General features: G+C 74.5%; 21 protein-coding genes. 13 read left to right on the forward strand and 8 right to left on the reverse strand.

The genetic code is table 11. From position 1 onward, the window contains the following. Positions 1-19 precede the first annotated feature (19 nt). The 3 genes from H566_RS25245 to H566_RS25250 are packed head-to-tail and all read left to right on the forward strand — an operon-like array spanning position 20 to position 2,372. Positions 20-295, forward strand: a complete 276-nt coding sequence (locus H566_RS25245; protein ID WP_051378782.1) for an acyl carrier protein — start codon at positions 20-22, stop codon at positions 293-295. Further along, entirely contained in the window at positions 292-1,563 is a 1,272-nt protein-coding gene (locus tag H566_RS0114225; RefSeq protein ID WP_051378783.1) for an MFS transporter, read from the forward strand. Before H566_RS25245 ends, H566_RS0114225 begins: the two co-directional genes overlap by 4 nt. After that, positions 1,560-2,372: a thioesterase II family protein gene (locus H566_RS25250; protein WP_051378784.1), complete on the forward strand. Its 813-nt coding sequence runs from the start codon at positions 1,560-1,562 to the stop codon at positions 2,370-2,372. The genes H566_RS0114225 and H566_RS25250 overlap by 4 nt, the downstream gene beginning before the upstream one ends. 94 nt (positions 2,373-2,466) lie before the next feature. Here H566_RS25250 and H566_RS30105 read toward each other — a convergent pair whose 3' ends face one another. Further along, positions 2,467-3,144 (reverse strand): DUF3597 family protein, encoded by a 678-nt coding sequence (locus H566_RS30105; RefSeq protein WP_051378785.1) that lies wholly within the window; start codon positions 3,142-3,144, stop codon positions 2,467-2,469. Between the two features lie 250 nt (positions 3,145-3,394). Between H566_RS30105 and H566_RS0114240 the strand changes: the two genes are divergently transcribed. Together H566_RS0114240 and H566_RS27555 are read left to right on the forward strand one after the other, a co-directional pair. Further along, positions 3,395-4,765, forward strand: coding sequence for an esterase-like activity of phytase family protein (locus tag H566_RS0114240; RefSeq protein WP_028311957.1), 1,371 nt, complete (start codon positions 3,395-3,397; stop codon positions 4,763-4,765). Positions 4,766-4,770: 5 nt separating this feature from the next. After that, complete coding sequence (locus H566_RS27555) at positions 4,771-5,310, forward strand: hypothetical protein (RefSeq protein WP_051378786.1); 540 nt, start codon at positions 4,771-4,773, stop codon at positions 5,308-5,310. A gap of 69 nt (positions 5,311-5,379) precedes the next feature. Here the strand turns inward: H566_RS27555 and H566_RS0114250 are convergent, their stop codons facing one another. Then, complete coding sequence (locus H566_RS0114250; protein ID WP_028311958.1) at positions 5,380-6,228, reverse strand: PA4780 family RIO1-like protein kinase; 849 nt, start codon at positions 6,226-6,228, stop codon at positions 5,380-5,382. A gap of 112 nt (positions 6,229-6,340) precedes the next feature. Next, entirely contained in the window at positions 6,341-7,099 is a 759-nt protein-coding gene (locus H566_RS0114255) for an SDR family NAD(P)-dependent oxidoreductase (RefSeq protein WP_028311959.1), read from the reverse strand. A 155-nt stretch (positions 7,100-7,254) separates the two neighbouring features. Here H566_RS0114255 and H566_RS0114260 point away from each other — a divergent pair, with 155 nt between their 5' ends. The 6 genes from H566_RS0114260 to H566_RS0114285 all read left to right on the forward strand — a co-directional run bounded on the left by H566_RS0114260 (position 7,255) and on the right by H566_RS0114285 (position 14,338). Continuing rightward, a complete protein-coding gene (locus H566_RS0114260) occupies positions 7,255-8,166 on the forward strand; it encodes a LysR family transcriptional regulator (RefSeq protein ID WP_028311960.1) in 912 nt (303 codons plus the stop codon). Between the two features lie 142 nt (positions 8,167-8,308). Continuing rightward, complete coding sequence (locus tag H566_RS0114265) at positions 8,309-8,692, forward strand: hypothetical protein (RefSeq protein WP_028311961.1); 384 nt, start codon at positions 8,309-8,311, stop codon at positions 8,690-8,692. 54 nt (positions 8,693-8,746) lie between these two features. Beyond that, positions 8,747-9,793, forward strand: coding sequence for an NAD(P)H-dependent flavin oxidoreductase (locus H566_RS0114270; protein WP_028311962.1), 1,047 nt, complete (start codon positions 8,747-8,749; stop codon positions 9,791-9,793). A 169-nt stretch (positions 9,794-9,962) separates the two neighbouring features. Beyond that, a complete protein-coding gene (locus tag H566_RS0114275; RefSeq protein ID WP_028311963.1) occupies positions 9,963-11,072 on the forward strand; it encodes a catalase family protein in 1,110 nt (369 codons plus the stop codon). Between the two features lie 144 nt (positions 11,073-11,216). Further along, positions 11,217-12,980: a DUF1800 domain-containing protein gene (locus tag H566_RS0114280; protein WP_051378787.1), complete on the forward strand. Its 1,764-nt coding sequence runs from the start codon at positions 11,217-11,219 to the stop codon at positions 12,978-12,980. Positions 12,981-12,997: 17 nt separating this feature from the next. After that, complete coding sequence (locus H566_RS0114285; RefSeq protein WP_028311965.1) at positions 12,998-14,338, forward strand: DUF1501 domain-containing protein; 1,341 nt, start codon at positions 12,998-13,000, stop codon at positions 14,336-14,338. Between the two features lie 79 nt (positions 14,339-14,417). Here the strand turns inward: H566_RS0114285 and H566_RS0114290 are convergent, their stop codons facing one another. The 5 genes from H566_RS0114290 to H566_RS0114310 all read right to left on the reverse strand — a co-directional run bounded on the left by H566_RS0114290 (position 14,418) and on the right by H566_RS0114310 (position 18,565). Then, positions 14,418-15,530: a helix-turn-helix transcriptional regulator gene (locus H566_RS0114290; protein ID WP_028311966.1), complete on the reverse strand. Its 1,113-nt coding sequence runs from the start codon at positions 15,528-15,530 to the stop codon at positions 14,418-14,420. Between the two features lie 220 nt (positions 15,531-15,750). Beyond that, on the reverse strand, positions 15,751-17,085 hold the full coding sequence (locus H566_RS0114295; protein WP_028311967.1) for an RNA polymerase sigma factor: 1,335 nt from the start codon (positions 17,083-17,085) through the stop codon (positions 15,751-15,753). Positions 17,086-17,173: 88 nt separating this feature from the next. Continuing rightward, positions 17,174-17,587, reverse strand: coding sequence for a VOC family protein (locus H566_RS0114300; RefSeq protein ID WP_028311968.1), 414 nt, complete (start codon positions 17,585-17,587; stop codon positions 17,174-17,176). Positions 17,588-17,681: 94 nt separating this feature from the next. Continuing rightward, positions 17,682-18,107, reverse strand: coding sequence for a YciI family protein (locus H566_RS0114305; RefSeq protein ID WP_028311969.1), 426 nt, complete (start codon positions 18,105-18,107; stop codon positions 17,682-17,684). A 92-nt stretch (positions 18,108-18,199) separates the two neighbouring features. After that, positions 18,200-18,565: a YciI family protein gene (locus H566_RS0114310; RefSeq protein ID WP_028311970.1), complete on the reverse strand. Its 366-nt coding sequence runs from the start codon at positions 18,563-18,565 to the stop codon at positions 18,200-18,202. A 75-nt stretch (positions 18,566-18,640) separates the two neighbouring features. Between H566_RS0114310 and H566_RS29675 the strand changes: the two genes are divergently transcribed. Both H566_RS29675 and H566_RS0114320 read left to right on the forward strand, forming a co-directional pair. Further along, the gene (locus tag H566_RS29675; RefSeq protein ID WP_211238095.1) at positions 18,641-18,793 is read left to right on the forward strand and encodes a VOC family protein; all 153 of its coding nucleotides are present in this window, start codon (positions 18,641-18,643) and stop codon (positions 18,791-18,793) included. Positions 18,794-18,859: 66 nt separating this feature from the next. Beyond that, the gene (locus tag H566_RS0114320; protein WP_028311971.1) at positions 18,860-19,738 is read left to right on the forward strand and encodes a transglutaminase-like domain-containing protein; all 879 of its coding nucleotides are present in this window, start codon (positions 18,860-18,862) and stop codon (positions 19,736-19,738) included. Positions 19,739-19,748: the final 10 nt, after the last annotated feature.

The following is a 19,748-nucleotide window of genomic DNA, read 5'->3' on the forward strand; positions in this document are numbered from 1 at the left end:
ACCACAACGGAGACCCGCCATGACCCAGCAGGACGCCATCCGCGACAAGCTCAAGCACTTCGTCGCCCGCGCCGCCGACACCGAGGACGACGACATCGACGACGACGCCAACCTCGGCGACTACGGCGTCGATTCGGGCGCCGCCGTCGCGCTCATCGGCGAGCTTGAAGAGGAATTCGGAATCGAGCTTTCGCCGACGCTCGTGTACGAGCATCCGACGCTCGACTCGCTGGCCGAGGCGATCGGCCAGAGCGTCGCCGACGCGCGCGCCGACGACGACACGCCGGCCGCATGACACCGCTGGCCCGCGCCTGCCGCGCCGCCGAGGCGGCGACGACCGCCGCGATCGCAGCGCCGGCACCGCCGGCCCTGCCGGCCCGCCCCGCGCCCGGCCTCGGCTGGCTGGTCGCGGGCGTGCTCGCGGTCGGTACCGAAGCCTTCATGCTGCCCGGCCTGCTGCCGGCCATCGCCACGGACTTCGGGCTCGACCTCGCGCAGGCGGGCCGGCTCGCCGCCGGCTACGGCGTCGCCTATGCGATCGGCGCGCCGCTGCTCGCGGTGGCGACGGCGCGGCTCGACCGGCGCGCGGTGCTGCTCGCGGCGCTCGGCGGCTTCGCGCTCGCGGCGCTGGCGGCGGTGCTGGCCGGGAGCTTCGCCGGCCTGCTCGGCGCGCGGCTGCTGCTGGCGCTGGCGGCGGCCTGCTATTTCCCGGCCGCGAGCGCTTGCGCGGTCGCGGCCAGTCCGGCGGCGGCGCGCGGCCGCGCGATCACCCGCGTGTACGGCGGCATGACGCTCGCGCTCGTGCTCGGCGTGCCGCTCGCCAGCGCGCTCGCCGCCGCGGCCGGCTGGCGCGCGGCCTTCGCGCTCACGCTGCTGCCCGCGCTCGCGGCGGCCGCCGGCATCGCCACCCGCCGCAACCTGCCGCCGCCCGACGCGGCCGCGCCCGGCCTCGCCGCCCGGCTGCGGCCGATGCGCGACCCGGCCGTGCTCGCCACCCTCGCCGTCACGCTCGCGGGCGTCGGCGGCAGCTTCGCGGTCTATACCTATCTCGCCGCCGCGCTCGGCGCCGCCGATGCCGGCCTGCCGGCGCGCATCGGCCTGCTGCTGCTCGGCTTCGGCCTTGCGGGCGTGGCGGGCAACAAGGTGGCGGGCATCGCGGTCGATCGCGGCCGCGCCGGGCTGGCCACCGTCGCCAGCCTCGGCGGCAAGGCGGCGGCCTTCGTGCTGCTGGCGCTGCTCGCGGCGGGCGCGCCGCCCGCCAACGACACCACCTTCATCGCCACCCTCGCGACGCTCGTGCTCTACGGCTTCGCCGGCTGGATGTTCCCGCCGCTGCAACAGGCGCGGCTCGCGCGGCTCGCGCCGCAAGCGCTTGCAACCGCACTCTCGCTCAATGCCAGCGCGCTCTATCTCGGCATGGCCGGCGGCGCGCTCGTCGGTGGTCTGGCGCTGCGCCACTGGGGCGCGGCCAGCCTCGGCCTCGTCGGCGCGGGCATCGAGCTGATCGCGCTCGGGCTGCTGGCGCTGCAAGGCCGGCGCGTCACTTCCCCCTCCCGAACATGACTTCGCCCAGCCCGCATCTCGTCCTGCCCCGGCCGCGTCCCGACGCGCGGCTGCGGCTCTTCCTGTTCCACCATGCCGGCGGCTCGCACATGCTGTTCCGCGACTGGCCAGCGCTGCTGCCCGACGACTGGGAGGTCTGCCTGATCGCCTATCCGGCGCGACTCAGGCTGCACCGCGAGCCGATGCCGCCCAGCCTCAACGACCTCGCCGCGCTGCTGCGCCCGACGCTCGCCGGCCGGCTCGACCGGCCCTTCGCCTTCTTCGGCCACAGCATGGGCGCGCTCGTCGCCTACCAGCTCACGCTCGACCTCATGCGCGAGGGCGCGCCGCTGCCGGCCTGGCTCGGGCTGTCGGGCTTCGAGGCGCCGCACCGCGCGCCGAAGAAGACGCGCGAACGCTCGCTGCACCGCCACGACGACGCCACGCTGCGGCGCGAGCTGGCCGCGCTCGGCGGCACGCCGGCCGGCTTTCTCGACGACGAGGCCAACTGGCGGGCGGTGGCGCGGCTGATCCGTACCGACCTCGGCCTGTTCGAGACCTGGCGCGGCGATCCGCTCGCGCCCACGCTGCCGATGCCGCTGTCGGCCTTCGTCGGCGCGGGCGACCGGCTCGTCACCGAGGAGGGCGTGTCGCACTGGGCCTATTACACGCGGCACTGGCTCGGCCATCGCTGCTGGCCGGGCGACCATTTCTGGTTCGCGGCCGACCCGCGTCCGCTGCTCGACGCGCTGCGGGCCGACATCGGGCGCGCGCTGGCGCTCGGCGGCGCGGCGGGCGTGACGCGCGCGGCCGCCGCTGTGCCGGCCTGACCGGCGCGCGCCGCACGACTCACACGAGACACGCGTCGCGCACGACGCACGCCGCGCGCATGTCGTGCGCATCGCGCGCGGCGCGGCCCCGCGCTCAGGACAGCAGCTCGGCCGGCAGCCGCCCGCCGTTGTCGACCAGCGTCAGGAACACGGCGCGATGCAGCCAGAGATTCATCCGCGCCGCATCTTCGCGCTCGGCCGGCGGGCAGCCGAGTTCGTCGGCCAGCGCCTCGCGCGCCGCGAGGCTGCCGTCGAGGCCGAGCAGCCGGAGCAGATCGACGATCGATCCGCGCCAGTCGAGCCGCTCGGCATGGTGGGCGGCCAGCGCGTCGAGCCTTGCCGCCACGTCCACCGGCGTGTGCGGCGTGGCGGCGACGCCGGACACCGGCTCGTCATGCTCGACCACGGGCGGCACGGCATCGCGCTGCGCCGCCGTCACCTGGGCCGCGTCGCCGAGCGTGAGCGGCACCGGATCGAGCGGCGCGTCGAGCAGCACCGCGCGCGAATCGTCGGGCGGTTCGAGATGGCCGTGCGCCGAGGTCGCGCCCTGGCCCGGCCGCAGATAAGGATGGACCGCCTCGTTGCGCGCCCGCGCGCCGGCCGTGGCGCCCGGAAAAGGCTCGTCGATGCCCGACGCCACGCGCCCGGCGCGAGCGCCGCCCGCCGCGCCGGCGCCCGGCACGTCATCGCCGAGCGCGCCGGTCGGCGCATGCGCGCGCGCCTTGCCCGTCGCAAGGCCGAGTTCGGAAAGGATGCTGTCGAGAATGCTCATGCGCGTCTCCGTTGGCTGCATCGCCGCATTGCAGCGACGGCAGCCGCCGCGCGCCGAGCCGGCTTACCTCCGGTTGGCCGGCTTACATCCGGAACCGGGAACCGCGCCGGCGGGGAACCGCGCCGACGCACGCCCGGCGCTGCGCGCCCGGCGGGACGCGCCACGCGCCATCCGCCGGCGACGGGCGGCGCGTCATCGCCCTGTCTTGCGCGCTGACCACCATGCCGCGCCCTCATCTCCGGATCCGTCCATGCGCAAGACTTCCCTCGCCCTCGCCGCCGCGCTCGCGCTCGGCACGCTCTGCGCCGCCCCGGCGCAGGCCATCGACCTCATCGCCATCGGCAAGCTGTCCGCCACCGCCAGCGACTTCTCCGGCCAGACCGGCACGCTCGAGAACGGCGTGCGCGGCGACCTGCTCGGCGGCATCGGCTCGGGGCTCGCCTGGATCGGCGGCACGCGCTTCCTCGCACTGCCCGATCGCGGCCCCAACGCCACGAGCTGGAACAGCAGCCTCGACGACACCTCCAGCTACATCCCGCGCTTCCACGAACTCGACCTCGTGCTCGAACAGCGCGCCGACGCCGCCACCGGCCTGCCGTTCACGCTCACGCCCAGCCTCGTGAACACCACGCTGCTCTACAGCCGCGGCGCGCTCAAGTACGGCGGCACCGTCGGCGGCCACGCGGCCGTGCCGGCGAAGAACGACGCCACGCACTTCTACTTCAGCGGCCGCTCCGACAACTTCGACCCCGCCACCAGCTCGGCCAGCAGCGCCGACGCGCGCCTCGATCCCGAGGGCATCCGCCTGTCGCGCGACGGCCGCGTGGTCTACATCTCCGACGAATACGGCCCCTACGTCTACGCCTTCGACCGCGCCAGCGGCGGGCGCGGCCGCGTCATCACGCTGCCCGCCAACCTCGCCATCGCCGGCAAGGCCGCGACCGGCGCCGCCGAGATCGCCGGCAACACCAGCGGCCGGGTCGCCAACAAGGGCATGGAAGGTCTCGCCATCTCGCCCGACGGCAAGGTGCTGTGGGGCTTCATGCAGAGCCCGCTGATCCAGGACGGCGGCGACGGCGGCCGCATGAACCGCATCGTGCGCATCGACCTCGCCAGCGGCGCGACGAAGCAGTTCGCCTACGACAACTGGCTCGCCGACAAGTCCAAGGCCTACAACTCGAGCGAACTGCTCGCGCTCAACGACCACGAGCTGCTCGTGCTCGAACGCGACGGCAAGGGCCTCGGCGACGACAGCAAGGCCGTGGTCAAGCGCATCTACAAGGTCGACACCACCGGCGCCACCGACGTGAGCAAGCTCGAGGGCGAGGCCGCGCTCAAGGCCGTCGCGATGCCGAAGACGCTTTTCCTGGACATCTTCTCCAAGCTCGTCGCCGCCGGCATCGGCGAACGCGACATCCCCGCCAAGCTCGAAGGCATGACCTTCGGCCAGGACGTGGTCATCGGCGGCAAGGTCAGGCACACGCTCTACGTCGGCAACGACAACGACTTCCTCGCCACCGCGCCGGGCGGACGCGCCAATCCGAACCAGTGGTTCGTGTTCGCCTTCGACGACGCCGACCTCGGCGGCTCGCCCTTCGTCAACCAGATCTTCGGGAACTGACCGCCATGAAGCTCAAGCAGATCGCACTCGCCCTCGCCACCTTCGCCTGCATGGGCGCCGCCAATGCCGCCTGGACCTCGGGCAACAGCAACGGCGGCAACGGCAGCGCCAGCGAGACCGCCGGCGTCATCACCCTCGTGTCGTCGAACTTCGACGACTTCGACGCCGCGCCGCTCGAACCGAGCACCTTCAGCTACTCGACGGTGTTTGCCGCGCCGGGCACGGTGAGCTTCGACTGGAACTACGCGACCGCCGATTCGGCCGGCTCGAGCTACGACGTGTTCGGCTACGTGCTCGACGGCACGGCGCACCAGCTCAGCGCCGACGGCAGCTGGGATGCGCAGGCCGGCCACGTGTCGTTCAACGTCGCGGCCGGCAGCAGCTTCGCGTTCACGATGACCTCGACCGACAGCCTCTGGGGCGCGGCCACGGCCAGCGTCAGCAACTTCACGAGCCCGGTGCCCGAGGCCGACGCGCTGCTGATGCTCGCGCTCGGCCTGCCGCTGGCGACGGGCGCCGCGTGGCGCCGTCGGCGCGCGGGCTGACAGCCGCGCCGACGGGCTGGCGGGCGGCGAATCAGCCACGCCGCCCGCCCGCGGCGCTCGCCACCGGCCTCAGTCGCCGCCGGCCTCGCGCTGGCGGCGCAACTGCTCCTCGCGCTTCGCGTCGTCGATCACGCTCATCACCTCGCGCAGATTCACCGGGCGGCGGTCGGCGCGGAAGCGGCCGGTGAGCGGCGTGTCGGGCGCGAGATGGCCGTGCTCGTACAGCGCCCAGATCTCGTTGCCGTAGTCGCTCGCAAGCAGATCGGGCGCGAAGCGGCCGAAGAAGTCGCGCAGGTTGTCCACGTCGCGCAGCAGCATCCGCTTCGCGTGGTTGTTGCCGGCGGCGTCCACGGCCTGCGGCAGGTCGATGATGACCGGGCCGTCGGCGGCCAGCAGGATGTTGAATTCCGACAGGTCGCCGTGCACGACGCCGGCGCACAGCATGCGCACCGCCTCCTTCACGAGCGTGGCGTGATGGGCGCGCGCCTGCTCGGGCGTGAACTGCACGTCGTTCAGGCGCGGCGCCGCGTTGCCCTCGGCGTCGGTGACGAGTTCCATGAGCAGCACGCCGTCGTGGAAGAGATGCGGCTTCGGCACCCGCACACCGGCCGACGCGAGCCGGAACAGCGCATCGACCTCGGCGTTCTGCCAGGCCTCCTCGCGCGCCTCGCGGCCGAAGCGCGTGCCCTTGGCCATCGCGCGCGCCTGGCGGCTGTTCTTGACCTTGCGGTTCTCGGTGTAGTCGACGGCCTGGCGGAAGCTGCGCGCGGTGGCTTCCTTGTAGACCTTGGCGCAGCGCGTCTCGTCGCCGCAGCGCACGACGTAGACCGTGGCCTCCTTGCCGCTCATGAGCTGGCGCACGACGGAATCGACGAGGCCTTCCTCGATGACGGAGAGCAATCTCTTGGGGGGTTTCATCGGCGCATGATGCCCGGCGGCGCGGCGGGCGTGGCGAAAGTCCGCGCCGCGCGCGCCCGTCATGCGCGCCGGCCGCCGTCGGCGGCACGCCGGCCGCCAACCGCGCCCCGTCTCACAGCAGCACGCCGCCCGACGCCTCCACCCGCTGGCCGTTGATCCAGCCCGCGTCGTCCGACAGCAGCGCGCACACCGCGCCGCCGATGTCGTCGGGCAGGCCCACGCGGCCGAGCGCCGTCTGCGCCGCGATGCCGGCGTTGACCTCGGCGTTGTCGCGCACCAGTCCGCCGCCGAAGTCGGTCTCGATCGCGCCGGGCGCGAGCGTGTTCACGCGGATGCCGCGCCCGCCCAGCTCCTTCGCCATGTAGCGGGTCATAACCTCGACGCCGCCCTTCATCACCGCATAGGCCGCGTAGCCCGGGAAGGAGAAGCGCGTCAGCCCGCTCGACACGTTGAGGATGCGGCCGCCGTCGGCGAGCAGCGGCAGCAGCGTCTGGCTCAGGAAGAAGGGCGCTTTCAGATGAATCTTCATCAGCTCGTCGAACTGCGCCTCGGTGGTGTCGGCAAAGCCGGCGTGGATGCCGATGCCGGCGTTGTTCACGAGCCAGTCGAAGCGCTCGCGGCCGAAGCTGCCGGCCAGCGTCTCGCGCAGCGCCCGCGCGAAGGCCGGGAAGGCGGCGCTGTCCGCCACGTCGAGTTGCAGCGCGGCGCCGCGCGCGCCATGCGCCTCGATCTCGCGCACGACGGCCTCGGCCTCGTCGGCGCGGCTGCGCCAGGTGATGACGACATCCGCGCCCCTGGCGGCGAGGGCGAGCGCGGCGTTGCGGCCGAGGCCACGGCTGCCACCGGTGATGAGAGCGATCTTGCGGTCCATGTCTGACTCCTGTCGGTCGGGCCAGTCGCGCCGCCGACCCCTGCCGGCATGCCCGCGCGACTGCATGGCGGCCACTTTATTGGCCGGTTTCAGCGCGATAAACCAGCTTGCCGTGGCTAGACTGTCCAGCCATCACGAACAATCGCCGCCTTCTCATGGACCAGATCGACGCGATGCGCATCTTCCTGCGCGTGGCCGAGCTTGCGAGCTTCACCGACGCCGCCGCCAGTCTCGGCCTGCCCAAGGCCAGCATCTCGGCCGCCGTGCAACGGCTCGAAACCCGGCTCGGCACGCGGCTGCTTCACCGCACGACGCGCCGCGTGCAGCTCACGCAGGACGGCCTCGCCTTCAGCGAGCGCTGCCGCGACCTGATCGCCGACTACGACGAACTCGACGCGCTGTTCCGCCCCGAGCCGGCCAGCCTCGACGGCCGGCTGCGCGTGGACATGCCCTCGGGCGTCGCGCGCGACCTCGTGCTGCCGGCGCTGCCCGCCTTCCTCGCCGAGCATCCGGAGCTGGCGGTGGAACTGAGCGGTACCGACCGCCGCGTCGATCTCGTGCGCGAGGGCTTCGACTGCGTGCTGCGCGTCGGCGCGCTCGACGAATCGAGCCTGGTCGCGCGGCCGCTCGGGCGCTGGCCGCTCGTCAACGTGGCGAGCGCCGGGTACGTGGCGCGTCACGGCCGGCCCGCCACGCCCGCCGACCTCGCCGACGGCCACCGGCTCGTGCACTACCTGCCGGCCTTCGGCCTGCGCAGCCCCGGCTTCGAATACGTCGATGCCGACGGCGCGACGCGCTTCGTGCCGATGGCGGGCGCGCTGTCGGTCAACAGCTCCGAGACCTACACGGCGGCGGCGCTCGCGGGGCTGGGGATCATCCAGTCGCCCGCGTCGGTCATGCAGGGCCATCTCGACAGCGGCGCGCTGGTGGAAGTGCTGCCCGGCTACCGCGCGGCACCGATGCCGGTCACGCTGCTGTACGCGCACCGGCGCCAGCTGCCACGCCGGGTGCGGGTGTTCATGGACTGGATCGAGGCGCTGCTGGCGCCGCAGCTGCTGCGGGACTGAGACGGCGCGCGCCATCGCTTGCGCCAGCGCAGCCGGCCTGCGCGGACGAGCGGTTTCGCAAGGCTTCCGTGGGCTGGCCGGGGCGAGCTTCATGCCCGGGCGCGGCCATGCCGGCCACGCCACCTTCCGAACGGGAATCCCAATGAAGACATTGCTCGCCGCCCTCGTCGCCACCGTCGCGCTCGCGGGCATCGCGCTGCCCGGCGCGGCCGGCGCCGCCACGCACAAGGTCGCGCACGAGAAGGCGCGCAAGGCCGTCGCCCACACGCCGGTGAACGTCAGCGCGCACCGGACCGCCACCCGTCCGGCGTCGAGGGTCGCGCCCGCGCCTCGCCCCGCCGGGCCCGCCCCGGCCGGCCGCGGTGCGCATGTCAGCCACGACACCACCGGCCACGCCAGCCGCGTCCGTGCATCCGGGCACGGTGCAACGCGGGCCGGGACGACGCCGGCCACCCGTCATGCCGGGGCGGCCAGAAAATCCGCCGCCCGCCACGCGGTTCACGCACGGGCAACGCGGTTGCAATGACGTCGGCGCCGCGCGCGGCGCGATGATCCGGCTCCCGCCACCGGAGCCTCCGCCATGCCCGACCCCCGCCCGCTGCCGCGCACCGCCCTGCCCATCCTCCAGGCGCCGATGGCCGGCTCGCAAGCCGCCCGCCTCACGCTCGCCGTGGGCGAGGCCGGCGGCCTCGGCGCGCTGCCGACCGCCGCGCTCGACCCCGCCCGCCTCGCCGCCGAACTCGCGCTGCTGCGCGACGCGGGCCGGCCGTTCAACGTCAACTTCTTCTGCCACGCGCCGCCCGCGACCGACGCCGCGCGCGAGGCAGCCTGGCATGCGCGGCTCGCGCCGCTGTGCGCGGAACTCGGCATCGACCCGGCCACGCTGCCCTCCGGCCCCGGCCGCCAGCCCTTCACGCATGCGCTTGCAGACCTGGTCGAGCCCTTCGCGCCGCCGGTCGTGAGCTTCCATTTCGGCCTGCCCGCGCCCGACCTGCTCGCGCGCGTGAAGGGCTGGGGCGCGACCGTGCTGTCGTCGGCCACGACGGTCGATGAAGCGCGCTGGCTGGAGGCGCACGGCGCCGACGCCGTCATCGCGCAAGGGCTGGAAGCCGGCGGCCATCGCGGCCACTTCCTGAGCGACGACCTCACGCGCCAGCCCGGCCTGTTCGCGCTGCTGCCCGCGATCGTCGATGCGGTGCGGCTGCCGGTGATCGCGGCCGGCGGCATCGCCGACGCACGCGGCGTGCAGGCGGCGCTCGCGCTCGGCGCGACGGCGGTGCAGGTGGGCACGGCCTATCTGGCCTGCCCCGAGGCCGACACCACGGCCGTGCATCGCGCGGCGCTCGCCTCGCCGGCGGCGGCGCACACGGCGCTGACCAACGTGTTCACCGGCCGGCCGGCGCGCGGCATCGTCAACCGCGCGATGCGCGAGCTGGGGCCGATCGCGCCCGACGCGCCGGCCTTCCCGCTCGCCACCGCCGCGATGGGGCCGCTGCGCGCGAAGGCCGAGGCCGCCGGCAGCGGCGATTTCAGCCCGCTCTGGGCCGGGCAGTCGGCCGCGCTGTGCCGCGCGATCGGCGCGGCCGAACTCACGCGCGAGCTGGCCGCCGGCTGCGCCGCGCGATAGGAAGGGCCGGCGCGGGCCGGGCCTGACATTGCCACCCGCCCGCCACCGACATCCACCCGCCGCGCGCCCCTACCGGACGCCTCCCGTCGGCCGCCGACACTGCCCGCTTCCGTCCCGCGCGCCGCGCCGGCCTTGCCGCCGCGCGCACCGCGCCGCTCCAGGAGCCGCCATGTCCACCGCCGTCCACCTCCACCCCGTCCTTTACAAGCCGGCGCTCGAAGTCGCGCCCGACGACGAGGCCGAGACCGCCCGCCTGCTGCGCGAGGGCCTGCTCGACATCGCCGGCCGCGTCGCCGCCGACGAGGGCCATGCGCACCGCGCCGTGCACGCCAAGAGCCACGGCCTGCTCGTCGGCGAACTGCGCGTGCGCGACGACCTTCCCCTGCCGCTCGCGCAGGGCCTGTTCGCGCGGCCCGGCGCGCGGCACGACGTGGTGATGCGCCTGTCCACCACGCCCGGCGACCTGCTGCCCGACAGCGTCTCCACGCCGCGCGGCCTCGCGCTCAAGGTGCTCGGCGTGCGGGGGCCGCGCGTGCCCGAGTCGGGCGAGCAGGCCACGCAGGATTTCGTGATGGTCAACGGCCCGGCGTTCAGCGCCCCGTCGGCGCGCAAGTTCCTCGGCAGCCTCAAGCTGCTCGCGAAGACCACCGACCGCCTGCCGCGCGGCAAGCAGCTCATCTCGGCCGCGCTGCAAGGGCTGGAGGCGCTGATCGAGAAGGCCGGCGGCGACAGCGTCACGCTGCGCGCGATGGGCGGCCAGCCCGAGACCCACATCCTCGGCGAGACCTTCCATACCCAGGTGCCGACGCTGCACGGCCCCTACATGGCCAAGTATTCGGTCGCGCCGGTCTCGCCCGAGCTGCTCGCGCATCGCGGCGCGCCCATCGACACCCACGGCCATCCCGATGCGCTGCGCGAGGCCGTGGTGGCGCATTTCCGGCGTCACGGCGGCGTGTGGGAATTGCGCGCCCAGCTGTGCATGGACCTCGAACGCATGCCGGTCGAGGACGCGAGCGTGGTCTGGCCCGAGGAGCTGAGTCCGCATGTGACGGTGGCGACGCTCGTGTTCGCGCCGCAATTGGCCTGGAGCCCGGCGCGCGCCGCCGCCATCGACGACGGCATGGCCTTCAACCCCTGGCATGCGCTCGCGGCGCACCGGCCGATCGGTTCGATCATGCGGGTGCGCAAGGCCGCCTACGAGATGGCGGCCGGCTTTCGCGCCGCGCGCAACCGCGTGACGATCACCGAGCCGGCCAGCGCCGCCGACATCCCCGACTGAGCCGGCGGGCCACGGCAGCGGGCGCGACGAGCCGGACGCCGCAGGGCGCGACAGCATCTGGAAACACACTTCAGCCGCCCTTAAGTGGCACCGAAAGCCGTCGGGACTAGCCTGTCGCGGTCGTCACTCCCACCGACCACCATCGTGACCTTCGCCCCGTCCGCCCCGCATCGCCGCCGCTTCCTGCTCGCCGGCACCGGCCTCGCCGCCGGCGTCGTGCTTGCCGCGCCGGCGCGCGCCTTCCCGTTCAATGCCGCGCCCTTCGCCACGCACACGGCCGCCGCGCTCGCCGGTCTGCCCGCCGCGGCCACCGGCGCGTCCGCCGGCGGCGCCAACCCCGCCATGAGCGAGGAGACCCATCTGCTCTCGCGCCTCGCCTTCGGCCCCTCGACGGCCGACCGCGAGCGCCTGCGCGCCCTCGGCACCGACGGCTGGATCGACGAGCAGCTCCGCCCCGACAAGCTCGCCCTGCCCGCCGACCTGCAACGCGAGCTCGACGCCCTGCCGACGCAGACGCTGTCGCAGCACGAACTGCTCATGCGCTACCGCGAGGCCCAGTACGCGGGCAAGACCGACGAGGGCAAGGCGCGCCGCCACTTCCTCATGGGCAGCGTGGCCCAGGAAGACGCCCAGGCCCGGCTGCTGCGCGCCACGCGCAGCCCGCGCCAGCTCGAAGAGGTGCTGACGGAATTCTGGTTCAACCACTTCAACGTCTTCGCCGACAAGGGGCCGATCAAGATGCTGTCGGGCCATTACGAGCGCACCGCGATCCGCCCGCACGTGCTCGGGCGCTTCCGCGACATGCTCGGCGCGACGGCGCGCCATCCGGCCATGCTGTTCTATCTCGACAACTGGCTGTCGGTGGCGCCGGGCATGCAGGTGAGCGCCGGGCGCACCGGCCTCAACGAGAACTACGCGCGCGAGCTGATGGAGCTGCACACGCTCGGCGTCGATGGCGGCTACACCCAGAAGGACGTGACCGAGCTGGCCCGCATGCTCACCGGCTGGACCTACCGCGCCGACCGCACCACGCCCTCGGTGTTCGAGTTCGTGGCCAAGCAGCATGACAACGGCAGCAAGACCTGGCTCGGCCAGACCATCGAGCCGGCCGGCGAAGCCGAGGGCGAGCACGCGCTGGACGTGCTCGCGCGCCATCCGTCCACGGCGAAGCGCATCGGCTTCAAGCTCGCGCAATGCTTCGTGGCCGACGCGCCGCCGCCGGCGCTGGTCGAGCGGCTGGCCCGGCGCTTTCTCGACACCGACGGCGATCTGCGCGAGGTGACGCGCGCGCTCGTGACGAGCGCCGAGTTCCGCGCGCCCGAGGTGCGCGGCGCCAAGTTCAAGACGCCCTATCGCCAGGTGGTGACGGCGGCGCGCGTGTCGGGGCTGGCCATCACCGACACGCTGCCGCTGCGCGCGACGCTCACGCAGATGGCCCAGCCGCTCTACGGCTGCCCCACGCCCGACGGCTGGAAGGACACCGAGGAAGCCTGGCTCTCGCCCGAGGCCATCGGCCGGCGCGTCAACTTCGCCAGCACGCTCGCCAGCGGCCGGCTGCCGATCGACACCCCGTTCCGGCTCATGCCCGAGCCCGACGCGCCCGATCCCAAGGCCGGCGCCCGGGCCGCCGACATGGCGCCCGCCACGATGGGCGAGATGAAGCCGCCGATGCCGGCCATGCCCGCGCCCGGCCGCGCCCAGGCGGCCGTCATCCGCCGCGATGCCGCCGCCCTGGCCGACGCCGATGCCGGCACCCGCGCCCGCCGCCCCGAACCCCTCGACGCCGAGCGCCTGCTCGCCGCCCTCGGCGACGCCATCACGCCGCGCGTGCGCGCCGCCGTCGCCGACGCCCGCCCCGAGCTGCGCGCCGCCCTCGTGCTCGGCAGCCCCGACTTCATGCGCCACTGAGCGCCGGAGACAACCGCATGGACCGCAGACAACTGCTCAAGGCCCTCGCCCTCGGCGGCGCCGGCCTCGCCCTGCCCGTCGGCCGCGACGCCTGGGCCGCCCTCGGCCCGCTCGGCGGCGCCTCGGGCCTCGCCGGGCTCGCGGGCGCCGCCGGCGCCGATGCCGCCGCCGACGGCAATGCCGCGCGCGCCGGCCGCGCGCCGCGCCTCATCGTCGTGTTCCTGCGCGGCGCGATCGACGGGCTCAACATCGTCGTGCCCTGGAGCGAGGCCGACTACGCGCGCCGGCGCCCGAGCATCGCGCTCGCCGCGCCCGGCAAGGACGGCGGCGTGCTCGACCTCGACGGGCATTTCGGGCTGCATCCGGCGCTCGAACCGCTGCTGCCGCTGTGGCAGGCCGGCCAGCTCGGCTTCGTGCACGCGAGCGGCTCGGCCGACGAGACGCGCTCGCACTTCGACGCCCAGTTCTTCATGGAAAGCGGCACGCCCGGCCGCCGCAGCACGCCCGACGGCTGGCTCAACCGCCTGCTCGGCGGCCTGCCCGCCAGCGCCGCCCAGCAGGCCGCGCCGGTGCGCGCGGTGAGCGTGGGCGCGGTGCTGCCGCAGATCTGGGCCGGCCGCGAGCCGGTCGCCACGCTGGCCAGCGGCCGCGCGGCGGTGGCGCCGAGCGTGCTCGACAAGCCCGCCGTGGCCGACGCCTTCGACCGCCTCTACGCCGGCGACGACCCGCTCGCGCGCGCCTACCGCAAGGGCCAGGACGCGCGCCGCGAGGTGCTCGACCTCAACAACCCCGCCGACCTCGAACGCGAGATGACCGCCGCCAACAACGGCGCGCCGCTGCCGACCGGCTTCGCCGAGGACTGCCGCCGTCTCGCCACGATGATGCGCAAGGACGCGCGCGTGCAGTTCGGCTTCCTGGCCGTGGGCGGCTGGGACACCCACACCCAGCAGGGCGCGGCCGGCGGCCATCTGGCGACGCGCTCGGGCCAGCTCGCCAGGGGACTGGCGCTGCTGCCCGAGGCGCTCGGCCCGGTGTGGCAGGACACGGTGGTGATGGTGATGTCGGAATTCGGCCGCACCGCCGCCGAGAACGGCAACCGCGGCACCGACCACGGCCACGGCAACGTGATGTGGCTGCTGGGCGCGCCGGTGGCCGGCGGCAAGGTGCACGGCCGCTGGCCCGGCATCGACGATGCCGGTCTGCACGAGAAGCGCGACCTCGCGGTGACGACCGATTTCCGCGACGTGGCGGCGGTGCTGGCCGAGCGCCATCTGCGGCTTGCCGACGCGAAGCTCGACGCGGTGTTTCCGGGCTTCCGGCCGGGCGATGGCGCGGGGGCGGAAGTGCTGCGCGGCTGAGGACGGGCGGGTGACGACGCCCCGGGCGGTCGGCTTGCCGGGCGGGCCCGTCCCGGCGCCGGCACGGCCGCCGTCGGCATCACCCCAGTGGCGGCAGCGCGGCCACCAGCCGCACCAGCGCCGACTGCTTCGTCACGCCCGTCTTGGCGAAGATGTCGCGCAACTGCGACCGCGCGGTGCTCAGGCGGATGCCGGCCGCCGCCGCATGGCCTTCGAGCGTGGCGCCGGCGGCCAGCGCATGGGCGAGCCGCGCCTCGGCCGGCGTGAGGCCGAGCACGGTCGCCACATGGCGCACATCGGCCAGCGGCATGTCGTCGAGGCGGGTGACGAGGCAGGTGAGTCCGTTCGGCCCCGACTCGACGCCGGCGCGCGTGATGCTCGCGCTCGGCAGGAAGCTCAGGCTGTAGCGCAGCCCGGGCGCATGGGCGCAACCGACGGCGATGACGACCGGGCGGCGTTCCGCGCGGCAGGCGGCCAGCGCGGCGGCGAAGCGCGGCTGGTCGGCGGAAAGTGCGCAGGCCAGCCGGCCGCCCGCGCGCCGCACCGGGCTGGCGGCCGCGAGCATCGCCTCGGCCGTGCCGTCGCAGGCCAGCACGCGGGCCTCGGTGTCGAGCGCGAAGCTGGCGCAGCCGAGCGCGTCGAGCGCGCGACCGGCGACGGAATGCCGGCCGCGCTCGACCGCGAGCCGGGACTGGAGCGCGAGCGCGCGCCGCATGTGCTGCATGAGCCGGGCCATGAGCCGCTCCTGCGCCTCGTCGAAACGGCCGCGCCCCGGGGCGCGCAGCACGGTCACGACGGTGCGCGTGGCGCCGTCGCGCCCGATCTCGCCGCCGAGCATGTAACGCAGGCCGGCCGGCAGCAGGAAGTCCTGGAAGAACTCGCTGCGCCCGACGTAGCGCTCATCGAAATGACGCACGCAGGACATGACCTCGCCGGGCCGCGTGTCGAGCAGATGCGGCACGCGCGGATCGATGCGGCTGTAGTGGGCTTCGTACTGGTGGTTGCGGGTGGCACCGGTGCAATCGCCGCCGGCGACCGCCAGCTCGACGCCGCGCGGGCTGCCGCGCACCAGCATCCAGGCGTCGAGGCCGATGCCGGCGTCAAGCTCGCGGAACAGCGTCTGCCAGCCGTCGGCGGAGTCCAGCGTGTCGTAGGCCAGCCCGACCAGCCGGTCGTAGTCGGATTCGTGCATGGATGCCTGCGCGGCCGCGCACCGTCGGGATGCGGGCTGTCGATCTGATTGGAATGCGCGACAGCATGCAGCGAGCATGCCGACAAACCGCACGTCCGCGACCGGCGCTCCGGGCAAACGGACCGATGGTCCGTACGGGCGCGAAGGTGGTGTCGGACGCGGTGCCGGCGCGCGAGGCGTTGGAGGCCGTGCCGGCGCGGACGTGAAGCGGCCCGCCGCGTCAGGGCTTGATGGCCGCGCCCAGCGCCGCCGCCCGCTCGCGCAGCAACGCCTGCTCGACCGCGTTGCGCGTGAGCGTGGCGGCGCGCTCGAATTCGGCGCGCGCCTCGGCATGGCGGCCGAGCTTCGCGAGCAGGTCGGCGCGCACGCTCGGCAGCCAGTGGTAGCGCGCGAGCGCCGGATCGGCGGCGAGCGCGTCGGCCAGCGCGAGGCCGGCGGCCGGTCCCTCGGCCATGCCGACTGCGACGGCGCGGTTCAGCGCCACCACCGGCCCCGGCGCCACGCGGGCGAGCCGCGCGTAGAGCGCGGCGATACGGGGCCAGTCGGTATCGGTGGCGCGCGCGGCGCGGGCATGGCAGGCCGCGATCGCCGCCTGTAGCGCGTAGCTGCCGTCGGCGCCGCCGAGCGCCTCGGCGCGCGCCAGCGCCGCGAGGCCGCGATGGATGAGCAGCCGGTCCCAGCGCGCGCGGTCCTGGTCGAGCAGCAGCACCGGGCGGCCGGCGGTGTCGGTGCGCGCGGCCGTGCGGCTGGCCTGGATCTCCATGAGCGCGACGAGGCCGTGCACCTCGGGCTCGGCGGGCATGAGGCCCGCGAGCACGCGGCCGAGGCGCAGCGCCTCGTCGCAGAGCGCGGGGCGCATCCAGTCGTCGCCGGCGGTGGCCGAATAGCCTTCGTTGAAGACGAGGTAGATCACTTCCAGCACCGAGGCGAGGCGCGCGGCGCGCTCGGCCGGCGGCGGCAGCTCGAAGGCGGGGCGCGCGGCGGCGAGCGTCTTCTTCGCGCGCACGATGCGCTGGGCGATGGTCGGCTCGGGCGCGAGGAAGGCACGCGCGATCTCGGCCGTGCTCAGGCCGCCGAGCAGCCGCAGCACGAGGGCGACGCGCGCCTCGGTGCCGAGCAGCGGATGGCTGGCGGTGAAGATGAGCCGCAGCAGGTCGTCGCCGATGTCGTCGGCGCGGGCGGCGTCGAGCAGGTCGGCCGGGTCGGGCGCGAGATGGCTGCCGAGCGCGTCGGCGTCGGCGCCGAGTTCGGCCTGCCTGCGCGCGTGCAGGGCGGCGGCGCGCAGGTGGTCGAGCGCGCGGTTGCGGGCGGCGGTCATGAGCCAGGCGGCGGGGTTGGCGGGCAGGCCGGATGGCGCGGCGGCGGCGGCGCGCGCGCTGGCGGCGGCAGGCGTGGTGGCGGCGGACGGCCTGGCGTCGGCGGCCGGGGCCGACCAGCTTTCGAGCGCGGCGACCAGCGCGTCCTGCGCGAACTCCTCGGCCAGGCCGACGTCGCGCACGAGGCGGGCGACGGCGGCGATGATCCGCGCCGCCTCGATGCGCCAGACCGCCTCGATCGCGCGGCGGGTGGCGTCGGCGGACGGTGCGCACGGACGGGCCGCGTTGCCCGCCGCAGCGCGCGCCGCGCCGGCAGCCGGGCGCGCGTCAGCCACAGTCGGCCGGGGCGGCGTCGGGGTTCATCCACACCAGCTCCCAGGTGTGGCCGTCGAGGTCGTCGAAGCCGTGGCCGTACATGAAGCCGTGGTCCTGCGGCTCGCGCGGCACGCTGGCGCCGGCAGCGCGCGCCTTCGCCACCAGCGCGTCCACGCCGTCGCGGCTGTCGCAGGACAGGCAGACGAGCACCTCGCTCGTGGCCGTGGCGTCGGCGATCGCCTTGTGCGTGAAGCCGGCGTAGAAGCCGCGCGTCAGCAGCATCGCGTGGAGGTTGTCGCCGAGCACGAGACAGGCGCCCTGGTCATTGCTGAACCGCGGGTTGAAGGCATAGCCGAGCGACTCGAAGAAGGCGCGCGAACGCGGCAGGTCGCTGACGGGCAGGTTGACGTAGATCTGCTTGTGCATGGTGCTGGCTCCGGAACGGGAATCGAGGCGCGCCGCCGCGCTCAGCAGCGCGGCGATCGCGGGCAGGCCGAATGGCGAACGCATCGCGCCCGCCTCAGCCGGCGCCGCCGCCCGGCAGCTCGCGCATGGACTCGTCGCCCTCCAGCGGCGGGAAGTCGTCCATCTCGTAGAGCCGACGCACTTCCACCACGCCCGGCTTGTCCGGCCCGAAGGGCGCCGGAAAGCGCCGCGCCCATTCGAGCGCCTCGTCATGCGAGCGGACCTGGATGAGCGTGTAGCCGGCGATCAGCTCCTTGGTCTCGGCGAACGGCCCGTCGATCACGCGCGGCGCGGCGCCCGGCGCGTGATCGACGCGAAAACCGTCGCGGCTCGGGCGCAGGCCGGCGGCGTCGAGCAGCACGCCGGCCTCGGCCAGCCGCCGGTGGTACTCGATCATCGTCCGCATCAGTTCGGGATCGGGGGCGGGCGTGAGTTCGGCTTCGGATTCGGGCGTGGCCCGGACCTGGATCATGTAGCGCATGGCGGCTCTCCGTCGTGGCGGTTGCGGGGGACTTCAGGAGCACGACGGCCGAGGGTGGCGGGAATCGACAACCGCCACGAAAAAAACTGCGGTCACCGCCCCGCCGACATGAAGCACGGCCCCAGCTCGCGCACCTCCACCTCGCACCAGGCCGCCGCCGGGCAGCGCGCGGCGATCTCCAGCGCCTCGGCGCGGCTCGCCGCCTCGACGAGGAAGAAGCCGCCGAGCATCTCCTTCACCTCGGCGAAGGGCCCGTCGAGCAGCGCGGGCCGGCCGTCGCGCACCCGCACCCGCGTGGCCGTGTCCACATGCGCGAGCGATTCGGCCGCGACCAGCCGGCCCTCGGCCCGCAAGCGCGCGGCGAAATCGAGCATGCGGGCATAGGCTTCGCGGCCTTCGGCCTCGCCGCGGCCGGCGCGCTGAGTGGGCGGTTCGTTGATGAGCAGGGCAAAGCGCACTGGCGGCTCCGTCGGGTTGGAACGAGCATCGCAGCATGCCCGCGCGACGGGCCGCCAGCCACCTCGGGAGGCCGCTTGAAATTCGCCTACACCCTCGCCTTCGCCTCGCATGCGCTCGGCGCCGAGCCGCTCAAGCCGCCCGCCACCCTGCCCTGGGGCCAGACCTTGGCCTGGGTGCGCGGGCGCGACGGCACGCTGGTGGAGCTGTGCACGCCCGTGGGCGGCTGACGCCTTCGCACGCGCGCCACACAAGCCCGCCAGCATCGCGCACGCCACCACCACTCCCGCCGCGCCATGACCCGCATCGAGCTCCAGCTCGACCTCAACTACGACATCGGCCCGCAGGGCGCCGACTTCGTGTTCAACATCCATGCCGCGCAGACGCGCCAGCAATCGGTGTGGAACGAGCTGCTGACCATCAGCCAGCCGGTGCCGACCCTGCTCCACACCGACCCGGCCACCGCCACCCGCTTCCTGCGCCTGAGCGCCGGCCCCGGCCCGCTCGCGCTGAACTACGCCGCCACGATCGACCTGCACCACCACTTCGCCGACCCGCTGGTGCTGGCCGAATGCCCGGTGCCCGCGCTGCCGTCCGAGGTGCTGCCCTATGTGCTGCCGAGCCGCTATTGCGAGTCCGACCGCATGGCGGCCTTCGCGATCGAGCAGTTCGGCGCGCTGCCGCGCGGCCATGCGCGCGCCCGCGCCGTGTGCGACTGGGTGCGCGCCCATGTGCGCTACGCGCCCAACACCACCGACAGCAGCACCTCGGCCGCCGACACCCTGCTCGACCGCACCGGCGTGTGCCGCGATTTCGCGCATCTGATGATCGCGCTGTGCCGCGCGCTCAACCTGCCGGCGCGCTTCGCCACCGGCACCGACTACGGCGGCGAGCCGCCCGCCGGCCGGCTCGACCTGCATGCCTACGTCGAGGTGTGGCTCGGCGACCGCTGGTACCTGTTCGACCCCGCCGGCACCGCAATCCCGATGGCGCTGATCCGCTTCGGCACCGGCCGCGACGCCGCCGACACGGCCTTCGCGACGATGTTCGGCGAGGTGACGGCCTATGCGCCGACGGTGAGGGTGACGGCGGTGGAGGACATCGCGCGCGGCGTGCTGCTGCCGTGGCGCTGCTGGCAGGCGTTGTCGACCGACGGGGGCGAGCCGATGGCCTGAGGCCGCGCGC

The sequence above is a fragment of the Derxia gummosa DSM 723 genome, assembly GCF_000482785.1.
GTDB classification, from domain to species: Bacteria; Pseudomonadota; Gammaproteobacteria; order Burkholderiales; family Burkholderiaceae_E; genus Derxia; species Derxia gummosa.

What these genes read in the sequence shown, in the direction of transcription:
- H566_RS25245 (WP_051378782.1), top strand. Translation starts at nt 20, where the DNA reads ATGACCCAGCAGGACGCCATCCGCGACAAGCTCAAGCACTTCGTCGCC.
- H566_RS0114225 (WP_051378783.1), top strand. Translation starts at nt 292, where the DNA reads ATGACACCGCTGGCCCGCGCCTGCCGCGCCGCCGAGGCGGCGACGACC.
- H566_RS25250 (WP_051378784.1), top strand. Translation starts at nt 1,560, where the DNA reads ATGACTTCGCCCAGCCCGCATCTCGTCCTGCCCCGGCCGCGTCCCGAC.
- H566_RS30105 (WP_051378785.1), bottom strand. Translation starts at nt 3,144, where the DNA reads ATGAGCATTCTCGACAGCATCCTTTCCGAACTCGGCCTTGCGACGGGC.
- H566_RS0114240 (WP_028311957.1), top strand. Translation starts at nt 3,395, where the DNA reads ATGCGCAAGACTTCCCTCGCCCTCGCCGCCGCGCTCGCGCTCGGCACG.
- H566_RS27555 (WP_051378786.1), top strand. Translation starts at nt 4,771, where the DNA reads ATGAAGCTCAAGCAGATCGCACTCGCCCTCGCCACCTTCGCCTGCATG.
- H566_RS0114250 (WP_028311958.1), bottom strand. Translation starts at nt 6,228, where the DNA reads ATGAAACCCCCCAAGAGATTGCTCTCCGTCATCGAGGAAGGCCTCGTC.
- H566_RS0114255 (WP_028311959.1), bottom strand. Translation starts at nt 7,099, where the DNA reads ATGGACCGCAAGATCGCTCTCATCACCGGTGGCAGCCGTGGCCTCGGC.
- H566_RS0114260 (WP_028311960.1), top strand. Translation starts at nt 7,255, where the DNA reads ATGGACCAGATCGACGCGATGCGCATCTTCCTGCGCGTGGCCGAGCTT.
- H566_RS0114265 (WP_028311961.1), top strand. Translation starts at nt 8,309, where the DNA reads ATGAAGACATTGCTCGCCGCCCTCGTCGCCACCGTCGCGCTCGCGGGC.
- H566_RS0114270 (WP_028311962.1), top strand. Translation starts at nt 8,747, where the DNA reads ATGCCCGACCCCCGCCCGCTGCCGCGCACCGCCCTGCCCATCCTCCAG.
- H566_RS0114275 (WP_028311963.1), top strand. Translation starts at nt 9,963, where the DNA reads ATGTCCACCGCCGTCCACCTCCACCCCGTCCTTTACAAGCCGGCGCTC.
- H566_RS0114285 (WP_028311965.1), top strand. Translation starts at nt 12,998, where the DNA reads ATGGACCGCAGACAACTGCTCAAGGCCCTCGCCCTCGGCGGCGCCGGC.
- H566_RS0114290 (WP_028311966.1), bottom strand. Translation starts at nt 15,530, where the DNA reads ATGCACGAATCCGACTACGACCGGCTGGTCGGGCTGGCCTACGACACG.
- H566_RS0114300 (WP_028311968.1), bottom strand. Translation starts at nt 17,587, where the DNA reads ATGCACAAGCAGATCTACGTCAACCTGCCCGTCAGCGACCTGCCGCGT.
- H566_RS0114305 (WP_028311969.1), bottom strand. Translation starts at nt 18,107, where the DNA reads ATGCGCTACATGATCCAGGTCCGGGCCACGCCCGAATCCGAAGCCGAA.
- H566_RS0114320 (WP_028311971.1), top strand. Translation starts at nt 18,860, where the DNA reads ATGACCCGCATCGAGCTCCAGCTCGACCTCAACTACGACATCGGCCCG.